The sequence below is a fragment of the Pseudanabaena sp. FACHB-2040 genome (assembly GCF_014696715.1).
GTDB lineage: Bacteria > Cyanobacteriota > Cyanobacteriia > Phormidesmidales > Phormidesmidaceae > JACVSF01.
The window spans coordinates 82,862-96,153 of the sequence record NZ_JACJQO010000002.1 but is presented as its reverse complement, the minus strand read 5'-3'; the positions used below and the strand labels follow the sequence as shown (position 1 = coordinate 96,153).

Sequence of the window (13,292 nt, the reverse complement as noted above, 5' to 3'; positions counted from 1 at the left end):
AAACAGAATAACTGATGGATAATGCCGCGGATCTAGGATGTTATCCAGCAGATTTAATAGTTAATCCTAAGAATTGGGGGGATTATCCAGCAGAAGTGACGGATAATCCCTCTAATTGAGGAGTTATCTAGCATCTATTGATGTCACCATCTCAGCTACTATGCTTGTTTGATTAAGTAAGAGCAGTTATTCGTCTGAATCATTGCAGTCATAAGACGGAAAAATCTTATGTTCGCTGCATTTGAGATTACATTCTGTTTTATGAAAAGCATCACTTAAGGAGACGGGTACTGATGAAATCAGAGCGTATCTTCTCCCATTGGCGATTCAACGCAACATAGCGCCTTCAACGCAGACCGCAGCGTTCAATGCGATGCTTCTGTTTTACACATGTGCTCAATCGAGGTGAGCGTGGGGCAGGAAACCCGACAAGAGTTAACCCTGTACGGTTGAACTCTTGGGCTGCATTTAGTATTGTCAGTGGTGCGGGGAATGATTCTGGGCGGGGAAGAGAGAAGTTGGCGCTTCTCAAATCCCCTGAGTCATCCCAACTTAGACTGGGTAAGCTGGCGAAGACCTGGAATCATTCTAGGTTCTAGCACTCTGTTTTACCTTCACTTGGGAGCGCTAGATAGTTCCCCGTTTTCTTTAGAAAGCGGAGAGACCCGTATGTTTCAATCACCCGAAGGGGAGCACAGCTCCTCGCAGTTTCGTTTACCCTCGTATCGGCCCGATCAGCTCTGCCATATCTTGCTGGGCGACTATTCTGCTGTCGTGGGGGCAATCAACCGGATGGAGGTGCTGGGCTACTGCGACAGAACCGCCTGGATCAAACCCATTGCGACAGGTCGAAGCGGCGAGTACATCAGCGTCATGAGCCGCAGGCTCGGAAGGCCTGACACCTAGGAGGGTAACGGGTGCGATGGTCAAAGGCTTGCCTTGGGGTCATCGCGCCCGCCTTTTATGGAGCGATCGCACCTCCCTTCTCTCTCCTCCCTCATTTAAGGAACCCGCCTACCCCTAGCGGCTGTAAACAATGAGTACCATTCTTCCCGTGTCAAAGCGATTTCATCGGCTAAAGCACACGCTGCAATCCGTTCTGGTTGAGTTGTCCCCACGACAGGTTGAATGCCCGCAGGATGGCGCAACAGCCAAGCGAGAACAATAGCCTCACGACTTGTCTGCTTTGCCTCAGCCAATTGACCCACTAGCTGAGCCGTTTTACCTAATGCCGGATCTGCCTCTGCGTCGGGCTCGAAAAGCTTGCCACCTGCCAGCGGTGCCCAAGCCTGGATCAAGATATTGTGGTTGCGGCAGTAGTCGAGCGTTCCAGTTGCCAAGGCCGAGCTAACGCCAGACACGTTTGCAACAATGCCCTCATCAATCAAATACGAGTGCAGCAGGCTTAGCTCTACCTGATTGATCAGTAGCGGCTGCTCCACACTCTTTTGCAATAGCTCAATCTGCCCCGCTGTATGATTACTGACGCCGAAGTGGCGCACCTTGCCTGCTGTCTGCAACGCATCAAATGCTCGCGCGACTTCCTCGGGTTCTACTAAGGGATCAGGGCGATGCAGCAGCAGAATATCGAGGTAGTCGGTTTGCAGTCTTTGCAAACTGCCCTCTACCGACGCAACGATGTGCTCATAGCTAAAGTCGTAGCGCTGGGGGTCGCTAGTCTGAGGATCTCCCGCAAAACGAATACCGCACTTTGACTGAAGCACAATTTGCTCACGCAAACCTGGCGAGGCTTTGAGCACGTTACCAAACACCTGCTCTGACTTGCCCCGTGTGTAGATATCTGCATGGTCAAACAGGGTGATGCCTGTTTCCAGAGCTGCCTTAATGGCCCGAGATGCTCTTTCCTGTACGTTTGTAGAAGGCGGTGTATCATCCCAAGTTCCGCCAATATTCATGCAGCCATAGGCAACTCGCGAAACGCTCAAATCAGTGCCCGGCAGCGTGTAGGTGTGCATCAGCGTTTAGAGCTAGGGGGAGCGATGAACAGGTCAATCCGTCCCCATCCTACTGGCGGTTATAGCATCTGCCCACTGATTGCTGCGGCGGATCCGGACGCTATGCGGCGATAGACCTGAAAGTTACGCGTCCGGCGTCCGGTGACGTCCGTTTGCTCCTGCACAACCGCCAGCAACGCCCCGTCCTTGGAGGCGACCCGGCGCGCCGACGCGATCACTACACCATGCGCTAGCGCGGCGCTGTCGAGTGTGTGCGCATCGACCCGCGTCAGCGTGTGCGCGTCGGGCCCGTGGGCGGGAGCATCCGGCAATGCGGGGAGCACGTGGGGTGTTCCGTCCGCCTGTCCGCCAAAGGCGACCTCGTGCACCGGGCCATCGGGTTCGGTCTGCCAGCGCACGTGCAGCGTGAGCACACCAGGCGCTGACTCGGCAATCGTATACCGACCACACGCTGGCGGCGTGCCAGTCTCATACAACGACAGTTCGGGCACGAGCTCCCATGTACCGAGATAGTGGTCGATGTGCATCACTGTTTCCAAGCTGACAAGTGTAGTGGGCTCTAACTATAAATTAGTTATTAGATCTGCTAATTAAGCTCCTCCACGCTCGATATTATCTAGCAGATCTGATAGATAATACCCAAACTTTAGGAAGTTAAATGGCGGCAGATAACTTGGCATCTCATTTCAGGATCTTTAAACCGTCTGCTGCTGCGCCGTGTTAGCCTATTGCTCTTTTACGCTTAATAATTTGGCTTTACCTCGATAAGCTGAAGAATTTGATTATCTCGCCCGATTACCTTTAACTCATCCACTTTGACACCGACAGCTTGGATCGGCGCATCAAAGACGAATAAGCCATTGGTTACCTCATTTCTCAAGGTTCTACCATCACTCAATACTGCTTCTACCGCAGCCACTTCTGTGGAGTGGCTTTGACCAAGAAGGATAAGTGAAGTATGAACACTTTGAGTGGGTCCTGCGTGTGAATACTCCACGAACTCGGTTGAAATGATATGAGGAGATTGAGAGCTGAAGTTTGACCCATCTTGGGATGCTCGCCAGACTCTCCAAGGCCAACGCACAACGCGAACTTGTCCTCTATCTAGAGATGCTGGCAAGCCCTGGCAAACCACAATTGCGGTAGTTGGTGTCGTTCGTTGCGCTTTTACAACGGGGGCATCTTGACAATAACTATCTCGTCTAGCGGCTCGTTCTGGCGTGAGTGCCCAACCATCCATGTGCCAAAAATACCAGATTCCCGGAATTATGCTGAGAGAAGTTAGCAGTATTACTACCTGGCTGCTTCTTTTTAATACTCTTAACATTTTGCAGAGTCCATTTGGTGAAGCCAATGTTCATTGGCTATCTACAGTGACTTATAGCTACCGTGACTGGCTATCTCTACACTGGTTCCCAAGTACTTTGCTCAAGAACTTGGGCAATTGCTCATCGCCAACGAAACTCTTCACTCTCGGATGCGCACACACAAGCTCTGGAGAACACTTACAGGTGTAACTGGACGGCTAACTACAAATTAAGTATCGGATCTGCTAGATAAGCTCCTTTATGCCCGGTATTATCCGGCGGATCCGGTAAGTACTGGCGGTTTTATAATTGAGTGATGCAAAAGCTTACGATTACTCGACCCGACGACTGGCACTTACATCTGCGCGACGGTGCGGCGCTGAAAGCGGTTCTGCCCCATACGGTGCGTCAGTTTGCCCGCGCGATTATCATGCCGAATTTGAAGCCTCCGGTACGCACTGTTGCGGATGCTGCGGCCTATCGCGATCGCATCTTCGCAGCTATTCCGGCTGGCGAACAGTTTGAGCCGCTAATGACGCTCTATCTCACTGATAACACGAGCCCCGAAGAAATTATTGCGGCTAAAGCATCCGGGTTTATCAAGGCGGTAAAGTACTACCCAGCCGGTGCAACGACCAATTCAGACTTGGGGGTGACGGATATTGGGAAGTGCGATCGCATCTTTGAAGCGATGCAGCAGGTAGACCTGCCTTTACTGCTGCATGGGGAGGTGACCGATCAAGATGTTGATATGTTCGATCGCGAGAAGGTGTTTGTCGAGCGACATTTGATCCCCCTCAAGCAGCGATTTCCTAATCTGCGTGTGGTGCTTGAGCACGTTACGACTTCAGATGCTGTGCAGTATGTCTTGTCTGCCAACAATATCGCTGCAACGATCACGCCACAGCATTTGTTGTTTAACCGCAATGTCCTGTTTCAGGGTGGCATTCGCCCGCATTTTTATTGTCTGCCCATCTTGAAACGGGAGGAGCATCGCCACGCACTTTTGCAAGCGGCAACTTCTGGTAATCCTAAGTTTTTTCTGGGCACCGATAGCGCCCCCCATCCCCGCGATGGTAAGGAAAGTTCTTGTGGCTGCGCGGGTTGCTATTCGGCTCTGCACGCTCTGGAGCTGTATGCAGAAGCGTTTGAGAGCGTTGATGCGTTGGATAAACTTGAAGCTTTTGCCAGTTTCTATGGGCCAGATTTCTATCAGCTTCCGCGTAATACTGAACAGATTACTTTGACCAAGACGACCTGGCGTGTTCCTGATGAAGTGCCATTTACGGAATCTGGGCTTGTGCCTTTACGGGCAGGCCAGGAGATGACGTGGCAAATGGCTTAACCTCACTAGGGTCTAACTTTTGCAGCATAGCCCAGCTCTGCAAGCCAAACTTCACTGCGAGTAGGGCTACTCATAGTCTGCCTTATTTTGTGAGTTCTAGTTCGACAGCTCGGTAGAACTCTTTCACATCCTTAGGCGACTGAAGATAATAAACCTGCTTTCTCTCCTTAGCTTTATGCACATACTCTCGGTACTTTGGCGTGAGCTTCTTGTGGCAAAGCCAAACTGTGTAATAACTGTTGAGCGTACCCTTTAAGAGCGGACTGTTCTCGGGCCAATTTGCTGGTGGAACTACAAAGCCTTTCAAGAATCGCTTTGTTACCCACCAATAGTGCCTGAGAACTGGCATGTCAACATAGATCAAGGTGTCTGCAACCTCCAGCCGTTCCCATACTGTGTCTAATGATCCATATCCATCGATGATCCACTGGTCCTGCTGAAGGAGTTGATCGTGAGCAGCTTTATAGTCTTCGTACGGAACTTCTCCGCCACCAGGTTTGTACTTCAAGAGGTCTAAAGCGACCATAGGCAAACCTGTCATTTTTGCCAGACGCTTGCTGAGCGTGGATTTCCCGCCTCCAGCATTGCCAAATACAGCAACTTTTTTCACAGGTATCTCCTTCCTGAGCGTCGCTTTAAACTACTCCTCAGTCATGAAATTTTACGGACTAGCTGACGGTATTTTCAGTGTCTAAAGCAGATTTCAGGTGCTGTAGTACCCGTGTAGGTACTCCTGGATCATTGGTGGGAATGGTGGGTACGCACATGACTGCCCCACAGTAATGCCTCTATTGGCTAATGATGCTCATCACCCACTGTTAATGTCTCGATTCTAATAGACAACTTTAATGCGGTCAGGTGCAGGGGCGTTGGTGAATGAGAGTCGGGCTTAGTCCTCGATGGCCTCAATACCAAGTTGCCTAAGTCGCTCAAGGTTGTCCTTCATGGTTTTGATCTCTTGGGGCGAGTGCCCCTGCCAATCCATCACCTCACCCACAACCCGCAGCGGATCCTGAGAGCGATATGACTTCGTCGGATTACCCGGGTATTTCTTATCCGTCAGATTGGGATCATCTGCAATTGGGCCGGTCGGCTCCACGATGTAGATTCTGCCGGATCCTTCCCCAAGGGCCAGCTCGGCCCCCCAAGTGGCCGCATCCAAGGTGGCAGTCAGATAGACGTAGGCTGCCTTTTTCCTCTTGCCGTAGTTAGAGTTATAGCCTGGCACGATCAGGTCCCCTGGTTTCAGGTCGGCTTTCGTACCATGGTAAAACTGTTGCAAATTCAGGTCGTTGGTGGCTTGCATCGGTTTGTTCCTCATATTCTGTGTTCCCACCCTTCAGTCTGAGCGCGAAAGCAGTGGTTGTAGAATCAGCCAAAGAGTGGCTGAAAGGCTTGAGTAAAGAGAATTTCGACGGTCCAATGACCAACCTAGACCATTTGTCACTATAGGAGTGTCTATAGATTCAGATGAAGTCTATAAGCAACTGCTTCCTAATTATGAAGATTTGACCCCACGAAGTAGCCAGCTTATGAATTCGGCGGAGTGTCACTGAGAGAATCAGTATATTAGAAATACTGGCTAGCAAAGAAGCAACTGCTCAGGATTCCAAATGAAAACTGTGGAGCTTACCAAAAAAGAGCGTGATCGGCTCATCAAGGATATTAGTAGTGCATCGGGGGTAGCCCAGTATGCATTGAAGGAAAAAATGAAGGATGAGCAGATCGTTAAAGCCGCACAGCATCTAGAGATTTTAGCATTGGTCAAAGATGCTAATAACTTCAACCGTTACAAGCAGGGCCTCAAGACCCAAGAGGCCAACGAAAAACTAAAAGCTTTCCTAAATCCCCAGCACTCAGAAATTTTGAACGCTGGCAAATGGTTGCTCAATGTGCTTTCTAAATCAGGAAGCGATCGCAAGCAAGTCCTTTTGGAGAAAGACCTGGTGCATAAGCAGGACTACAACGAAACTGTTCAAGAACTGCGAAATGCTGTCACAGACATAACCGGGATCAGTGAAGAGACAACTACGGAAGCAGAGACCAAAATTTCTGAATTAGAGAAGCGTATTGATACCCTTAAAGGACAGCTATCTAAAATTCAGGAATACATTGCCTTCAATTACGGCAAAAAAGAGTGGCAGGTGCTTAAGAAAACTTTCAATCTTGACTAGAGGATAACCATGAATATTGATGGCATGAGTTATCGCGAGTGGCAGAAGCGTAATTCTGACACTTTTCAGATATTAACGAAAGCTCAGCAGCAATCCGTGCGTCAGCAAGGATACCGCAACGTTAGCTGGCAGAAAGTCCAGCAGTCTTGGAAAATTTTGCAGCAGCTCAAGCCTCCAAGTTTGTTTGACGCCAAGCTGAAGAAGGGAGACCTCCCTGGCGCAATTGATCAATCTATTCTGGGAGCTGAGCAAGTTCAAGATTTGGCCAAGCAAGCAAAGTCAAACTTGAAGCGCAAGCGCAACCAGATTCAAAAGCGTGCTGACGAAGTGTTAGACAAATACCAGCTGCTATAAATGACTGACTTCAATCCGCAGGAACTAGCCACTCTATATTCAAGTGCTGACATTAACGAATTGTGGCAAGCAGCCCAAAACTGTCCAGTCATCGATCATCCCAACTTCGGCAAGATTAGCCCGAATCAGTATCGCGCCAAATACCATCAAAAGCCGTGCCCTTTTTGCGGCCAGAAAATGGTTCATGGAAAGTCCGCTCATAGTACCAATGACAAGCAGGAAGCAATTGCTCGCGGCTATCAATACTTGGACGGGAATGACAAAAAAACTATCAATAAAGCTGGCAAGACTTACTTTCATCCTCACTACGTCACTCTCGACCACAAGCTAAACAAGGCTCGCTGCCCGGAGCGCATGTTTGACTGTAGCAACCTCCAAATTATGTGCTGGAAGTGCAATAACCTCAAAGGTGATAACAACGCCTTTGAGATTCAGCATAACCTTAGTTATCTTCAGGATCTTGCTGAGGGTGTTCTCCACCGCTACCCACTTCTCTGACCATAGCGAAAGATAAACTCTAAGGCTAATATTTCTATTTCAGAGTTTCTTGAAGTATCGGGCAATTGGCCATAGATCAAAGCCCGCTTTCTCATAGATGTATCGCACTGCAGCATGGCCAGGATCGCCTCCCGTCTCGACCATAGCAATAGACATCCCAGCCTCTTATTCAGCTCAGAGTAAATTCTGTGAGTGCGCTGCCAATGCCGCGACCTTGAAAGTCTGGATCAACTGTTAGAAGCAGACACACCCGCAGGATGGGCAAAGGGCGATAGCTGTGCCTATCGCTCAAGGGAAATGCTGTGATGGGCACGCTTTGCTTTGCCCATCCTACAAAACTGCTGAACTTCACAATTCCTTGCACAGGGCATGACCCAACGGGCTATCATTATTCCTGCGAATTTCATAGGAATACCCTGAACCAGTCATAGAGCCACCACCTGCAAGTCGAGCAATATCCCATTCACCCAATTTCTGAATCAATGAGTTTTTGTAACCTATAGCCTCTTCGTATGTAACAAGAGTAGAGCCAGGCGGGCAAGTTTCACCGCTCACTTTAAATACAGATGAGGCAGTTATCTCAGAAGGTATTTGAGGTGTCTGTTGCGAGGTAGGTAATTCTAATAGTCTAGGTAGCATCATAGTCACCCCTATCAAAACTGATAAAGCTGTACTTCCGAGTAGCACACTTCGTCGAACTGCTCTCGAATGAAAGATTCTAGATTGAACTTCTTCGTTGGGTAAGCGCAATTTTGCTCTAATTGATTCTATATCCATACTCTCTAAACCCAAAACCTCCTGAAACCGCTTTAGCTCTTGACGCTTGTAATCAGGTAAAGGATTCTCGCGTTCCAATTCCTTTACCAACGCTTCCTCATACTGCTGCAATTTCTGCTTGTACTCTTGGTAAGGCTTTAATACCTGAGCCTCAATTTCTTGTGCTTCTGCGGTTGAAAGACCCAACTGGTTCTGTCGAGTATTCAGTGTATAGCGTGCAATATCAGAGATTTCGCCTCGACTGGCAAAACTTTCTACTTCTTGGCGATATCTCAGCTTTGGATCACCGACAGGCGCTTTAGCTAGACGAATCTTGAACCCTTCCTCCACAGCATAGATTTTGGGCTTCATTGCTGGTGCAGATTCTTGAACCTTTCGACTCGCGTATTCATGTAGCTCATCAATGGAAATTATTCCATCACCGTTTAAGTCAGCTGCACCAGTTTCCAATCCTTCTACAAGAAAGCGTGTGTAGATTGAAAGATCTGACCCCTGCTGTTCAAAAGAATATTGGGTAGAACTTGAAGAAGTCAGAACTGCACGCCCTTCGCCCCCTAACTGGGTTTGAACATCGATTGAACCATCATCTTTTGCCCTCATATCTTCGGCAAATGCTCCACTAAAACAACAATCCAGCAGCACGACCTGGCGCTTGGAACGGCTATTTAGCATTACATCATTTACAAAGTGAGCAGGAACAGCAGTCGATTTAACCAGTTCACCTTGGGCTGTTTTCCGAGTGATGGTAGTTGCTAGATATAGCCTGTTACTATCATCCTTGACACCATGACCTGAGAAAAATAGAAGGATTAGGTCATCCTTAGAGCGATCTGCACATAGATTTTCAATTTCTCCCTGCATTACAAGAGGATCAGGATTAGCTAACGTTTTGACCTGATCGAATTGGCCCATCTCCGAATGCTGCAATACTCGCTGCATCGCTTCAACATCCTTGATTGCGCCAGGAAGCGCATTCAAGCCCGCCCCATACTCACCCACCCCAATTAATAAGGCAACCTTAGCCACTGTAATCTCCTATTCTGGGTGTAGTCAGAAATCATGCAGACTCAGCTACGAAGTCCTGAGCTGATTTGATAGCGACCTCTAGCTCCTCGCGGCTCTGCACTTTGACTTTGAGCTTTTTGCCATTTGCTTCTACCTCCAGTTCGATCGATTTTCCTCCCAGACGATCGCCTAAGAAACCAAATAACCGCTTTGCATTTTCGGCATTTGCCTCTGCCGTTAGCAGCCCTACTAAAATTCCGCCTAATGCCTTATTGCCTTCAGGTGGGTTAGGGTCAAGCACGCGATTGACTGTTTCTACTTCATCCACGTCTTTGAGTTCTGCAATGAGCCGTAGAGCTTGCTCATCCCGCTCATCTGGGGTTAGGTTCGGATCGTTGAAGTTGAACGTTAATTTAATCCTAGATTGACTTTTCATATCAATAGACAGGTTTCCATTATGCTTTAACAAACAGTTCAGTGATCGAACAACTAAGTAGATGGCCTTAAATAACCGTTGTTCTGCTAGATGGAATAGATGGGAGAGCGAATGAAGCATCCAATTTGGAAATTGAAACGCTAGACTTTGTAGCCTGCGGTTTCGGCCCGTTCTGCCACTGCGGTGATTACCCCTTAAGCTAAAGCGTAAGTATCCTCAAGCATCTGCAGTAACCTCAAAATTGCTTCAGACCTACTGAAGTTCCTACCTGCTACTCACAACAGAAAAGCGCTAAATATGCATCTCTTTACATAGTTTTACAATTGCGGTTCTGCCAAAATTAATTTGCATAAAGCTTGTGCCATTGGCTGAGTAGATATGGAGGCAATCACCAAGGAAACAACGTAGCTTCTAAGTTTCAAGCTCTCTTAATACCCACATCACTAAAATCAGCAGCGCTCTTGACTTGTGATAAGGAGTATTTTCCTAGGGGAGAGGTTGGGGACTACTTTGGCGACGGCATAGCAGCAGGTAAGCAGCTAGAGTGAAGTAGAGGGCCAGAATGGGTGAGCCACCGATACCGCCTGCCTAATCACTTAAAGCAAAACCCAACCGCCAGAAAGTCGCCAACGTACTGTATGGCAGCCTAGAAGCCCTCGATCGCATGCCAAGTACCTGCACACCCTCCAGTACACAGACGCGGATCACTGGAGCGACCCCAGACTCAGCGGCAAAGATTACCAGTGAATGGTCGTACACATAAAGCACCTGCTGATTGAGTAGGGTCTGCCAGTAGATCCCGTAGGATAAGCAAAGCAAAGCGTGCCTATCACAGCCTAGGTCGCTAAAAGATGCGCATGGGCTATCGCCCTTTGCCTATCCTACAAAAGCTACAAAAGCCTAAACCCGCTCCCTAAGCGTAGACATACCACTACGCTGAATAGCACTGGTCGCAGTGACAAACACAAGCGTTTCGCTGCCAACCATCCTGGCAAATGCTGACGTAAAAACAGATCATGCATAAGCAAAAGCTGCAAACGCTTAAGCAAAAGCCCTAAGTGTTTAAGCAAAAGCCCTTAATGTTTAAGCAAGAGCCCTTAATGCTTATATAAAAGCCCTAAACATATAAGCAAAAGCTGTAAATGCTTAAGCAAGAGCTGCAAATGCTTATACAAAAGCCCTAAACATATAAGCAAAAGCTGCTAATGCTTAAGCAAAAGCGACTAACGCTTATACAAAAGCTCTAAACATATAAGCAAAAGCCCCAAGTGTTTAAGCAAGAGCCCTTAATGCTTATATAAAAGCCTTAAACATATAAGCAAAAGCTGTAAATGCTTAAGCAGAAGCGACTAACGCTTATTCATTTGCGACAACGACTCAAGCAAAAGCAACTCACCCATAATTACAGGAAGCGTCACCCAGCAGCGCACCTAATTCAATGCCGCCAGCCCAACCACCTCAGCAAATGCAATCCCCACAGCCCCCTGACGATGACCGTTTTCAGCTAGCAGTGCAGGCCGCCAGCGAAGTTGCCCGTAGCTATGGTCTTGTCTTTGAGCATCCTGTAGCGCTGCAAAGCACCAGCAATGTCATAGTGCATTTGCAACCTACTGGAGTCGTTGCCCGCATCGCCGCTGTTCCCAGCACCATCCGCGCTGGCGATGCTTGGTTTATCCGTGAGCTGGCAGTGGCAAAGCACTTGGTCGCCGCCAGCGCTCCCATTATTCCACCCAGCCGCCAGATCGACCCCGGCCCCCACCAGCACAACGGTTTCACCCTAAGCTTTTGGGACTATGTGCAAATTCTGCCAGAGCCTTTTGATCCGGTGTTGGCGGGGCGAGCGCTGCGGGTTTGCCACTGGGCACTTAACAGCTTTACCCAAGAGCTGCCCGTGTTGGCCCTGATCACCGAAGCCAAGCGGCTCTTGAGCCAGCTCACCACCCAAGGTACATTTGCCCCCGCTGATGCCGCACTGTTAGCGCAGGTCAGTGCTCCCTATGAGGAGCGACTGCACGGTCTGCCCATGCAGCCCCTCCACGGCGACTCCCACTCTGGCAACGTGCTCCACACTTCCATCGGTGTGCTGTGGGCTGACTGGGAAGACGCCTTTATCGGCCCTATCGAGTGGGACTTGGCCTCCCTGGTGGCAAACCCTTATGTCTTCGGGGTTGACCAAGACAAAGCCGAAGCCGCTCTTTGGGGCTATGGCACTTACGACCCCCAAGTTCTCGCGCTGTGCATTGAGATCCGCACCTTTGTGGCGCTGGTGTGGTCAGCCATTCAGCACCAGCAGCAGCCTAGCCCCCAGCACCAGGAGCGCATTGAGTACCGCCTGAACTGGTTCCGGCAGCGGCAAAAAGGAAACGAATAAGATACCCGTGCCCATCGCTAAAGGGCAATGCTGAGATGGGCACGCTTTGCTTTGCCCATCCTACGAGCTGGCATCCTGGAATACACCGTTCAAAGACACCAGCTTGTTTTTTCAGTAATCTCTAAGACGCATCCAATTGCGTAAGTCGCTGTCTCAGGCTGTTGATGGTCACTCTCAAAGTTTGTCGGCTGGAAGCATCAGCTTGGCGTTGATACTCGGCTTCCAATTCAGTAATTTTGAGTTGAAGTGCGCTTCGTGTTGCTGACGTTGCCAATGTTAGGTAGCGTTGCGGCTGAAGGTCTTTTAGCCGTGCTGTGAGTAATATAGATTGCCGATTGAGATCTTGAATAATCGGAGTATCTGCTTGACCACGAGAAAGTGCGATCGTCCGCTCAACGTCAATGGCTCCAAACTTGCTGGACAGGGCACTTTGTGAGGCTGACCTTACTAACGCCTGATAACGCTGCGGCTGAAGCTCTTTTAGCCGCGCTGTGAGTAATATAGATTGTCGATCGAGATCTTGAATAGCCGGAGTATCTGCTTGACCACGAGAAAGCGCGATCGTCCGCTCAACGTCAATAGCTCCAAACTTGCTGGACAGGGCACTTTGTGAGGCTGACCTTACTAACGCCTGATAACGCTGCGGTTCAATCTGCTGTAGCTGTGAAACCAGTGCTGTCCGGCGTCGGTTGAGGTCTTCGATGACCTGAGTATCTGCCGGAAAGCGACTCAGAGCGATCGCATGCTCGACTTCAATCTCTCCAATGCTCTGAGACAGGTTGTTGACTTGCGTAGCTGGTGTTTCGGCTTGGACTGGAGTAGATACTGCTTGTGATGGCTTAGTTGTGCTTTGAACAGAGATAACTCCGACTGAGGTGAGGACACAAGCTCCAATCAGACATAAAAGCTTTGATTTGACGAGCATTGAGCAAGTTCTCCTTCTATGAACTTAGAAATGCAGTCTGATCATGAGATGAAGCAGTACTATCTAGTTGAACCGGATTGGTAATAACTTCTTGACGAGATGCACTTTCAATTAAGGACAGTTA

General features: G+C 49.0%; 14 protein-coding genes and 1 pseudogene. 6 read left to right on the top strand and 9 right to left on the bottom strand.

The window, feature by feature from the left end; translation table 11 throughout:
* The first annotated feature begins 669 nt into the window (after positions 1-669).
* Positions 670-906 (top strand): hypothetical protein, encoded by a 237-nt coding sequence (locus H6G13_RS02190; protein WP_190481535.1) that lies wholly within the window; start codon positions 670-672, stop codon positions 904-906.
* Between the two features lie 95 nt (positions 907-1,001).
* Here the strand turns inward: H6G13_RS02190 and H6G13_RS02185 are convergent, their stop codons facing one another.
* The 3 genes from H6G13_RS02185 to H6G13_RS02175 form a co-directional block, all read right to left on the bottom strand.
* Positions 1,002-1,976 (bottom strand): aldo/keto reductase, encoded by a 975-nt coding sequence (locus H6G13_RS02185; protein ID WP_190481534.1) that lies wholly within the window; start codon positions 1,974-1,976, stop codon positions 1,002-1,004.
* Between the two features lie 59 nt (positions 1,977-2,035).
* Entirely contained in the window at positions 2,036-2,503 is a 468-nt protein-coding gene (locus H6G13_RS02180; RefSeq protein WP_190481533.1) for a hypothetical protein, read from the bottom strand.
* 215 nt (positions 2,504-2,718) lie between these two features.
* Positions 2,719-2,973, bottom strand: coding sequence for a hypothetical protein (locus tag H6G13_RS02175; RefSeq protein ID WP_190481532.1), 255 nt, complete (start codon positions 2,971-2,973; stop codon positions 2,719-2,721).
* Positions 2,974-3,599: 626 nt separating this feature from the next.
* Here H6G13_RS02175 and pyrC point away from each other — a divergent pair.
* Positions 3,600-4,628 carry a dihydroorotase gene (gene pyrC, locus H6G13_RS02170; RefSeq protein ID WP_190481531.1) on the top strand — a complete coding sequence of 343 codons (1,029 nt, stop codon included), beginning with the start codon at positions 3,600-3,602 and terminating at the stop codon, positions 4,626-4,628.
* Positions 4,629-4,710: 82 nt separating this feature from the next.
* On the opposite strand, the gene H6G13_RS02165 is transcribed toward pyrC, so the two are convergent.
* Together H6G13_RS02165 and arr are read right to left on the bottom strand one after the other, a co-directional pair.
* Positions 4,711-5,238 carry an adenylate kinase gene (locus tag H6G13_RS02165; protein ID WP_190481530.1) on the bottom strand — a complete coding sequence of 176 codons (528 nt, stop codon included), beginning with the start codon at positions 5,236-5,238 and terminating at the stop codon, positions 4,711-4,713.
* 279 nt (positions 5,239-5,517) lie between these two features.
* On the bottom strand, positions 5,518-5,934 hold the full coding sequence (arr, locus tag H6G13_RS02160; RefSeq protein WP_190481529.1) for an NAD(+)--rifampin ADP-ribosyltransferase: 417 nt from the start codon (positions 5,932-5,934) through the stop codon (positions 5,518-5,520).
* A 307-nt stretch (positions 5,935-6,241) separates the two neighbouring features.
* Here arr and H6G13_RS02155 point away from each other — a divergent pair, with 307 nt between their 5' ends.
* The 3 genes from H6G13_RS02155 to H6G13_RS02145 are packed head-to-tail and all read left to right on the top strand — an operon-like array spanning position 6,242 to position 7,654.
* Positions 6,242-6,802 carry a hypothetical protein gene (locus tag H6G13_RS02155; RefSeq protein WP_190481528.1) on the top strand — a complete coding sequence of 187 codons (561 nt, stop codon included), beginning with the start codon at positions 6,242-6,244 and terminating at the stop codon, positions 6,800-6,802.
* A gap of 9 nt (positions 6,803-6,811) precedes the next feature.
* Positions 6,812-7,156 (top strand): hypothetical protein, encoded by a 345-nt coding sequence (locus H6G13_RS02150; RefSeq protein ID WP_190481527.1) that lies wholly within the window; start codon positions 6,812-6,814, stop codon positions 7,154-7,156.
* Positions 7,157-7,654: an HNH endonuclease gene (locus H6G13_RS02145; RefSeq protein WP_190481526.1), complete on the top strand. Its 498-nt coding sequence runs from the start codon at positions 7,157-7,159 to the stop codon at positions 7,652-7,654. It abuts the gene before it with no gap.
* Between the two features lie 39 nt (positions 7,655-7,693).
* Here the strand turns inward: H6G13_RS02145 and H6G13_RS29345 are convergent.
* The 3 genes and pseudogenes from H6G13_RS29345 to H6G13_RS02130 all read right to left on the bottom strand — a co-directional run.
* Positions 7,694-7,895, bottom strand: a pseudogene (locus H6G13_RS29345) (GNAT family N-acetyltransferase); the annotation flags it as partial.
* A 107-nt stretch (positions 7,896-8,002) separates the two neighbouring features.
* Entirely contained in the window at positions 8,003-9,457 is a 1,455-nt protein-coding gene (locus tag H6G13_RS02135) for a caspase family protein (protein ID WP_347277421.1), read from the bottom strand.
* Between the two features lie 31 nt (positions 9,458-9,488).
* Positions 9,489-9,872, bottom strand: coding sequence for a hypothetical protein (locus H6G13_RS02130; RefSeq protein WP_190481525.1), 384 nt, complete (start codon positions 9,870-9,872; stop codon positions 9,489-9,491).
* 1,438 nt (positions 9,873-11,310) lie between these two features.
* Here H6G13_RS02130 and H6G13_RS02125 point away from each other — a divergent pair.
* Positions 11,311-12,243, top strand: a complete 933-nt coding sequence (locus tag H6G13_RS02125) for a phosphotransferase (RefSeq protein WP_190481524.1) — start codon at positions 11,311-11,313, stop codon at positions 12,241-12,243.
* 121 nt (positions 12,244-12,364) lie between these two features.
* Here the strand turns inward: H6G13_RS02125 and H6G13_RS02120 are convergent, their stop codons facing one another.
* Positions 12,365-13,168 (bottom strand): hypothetical protein, encoded by an 804-nt coding sequence (locus H6G13_RS02120; protein ID WP_190481523.1) that lies wholly within the window; start codon positions 13,166-13,168, stop codon positions 12,365-12,367.
* Positions 13,169-13,292 lie beyond the last annotated feature (124 nt).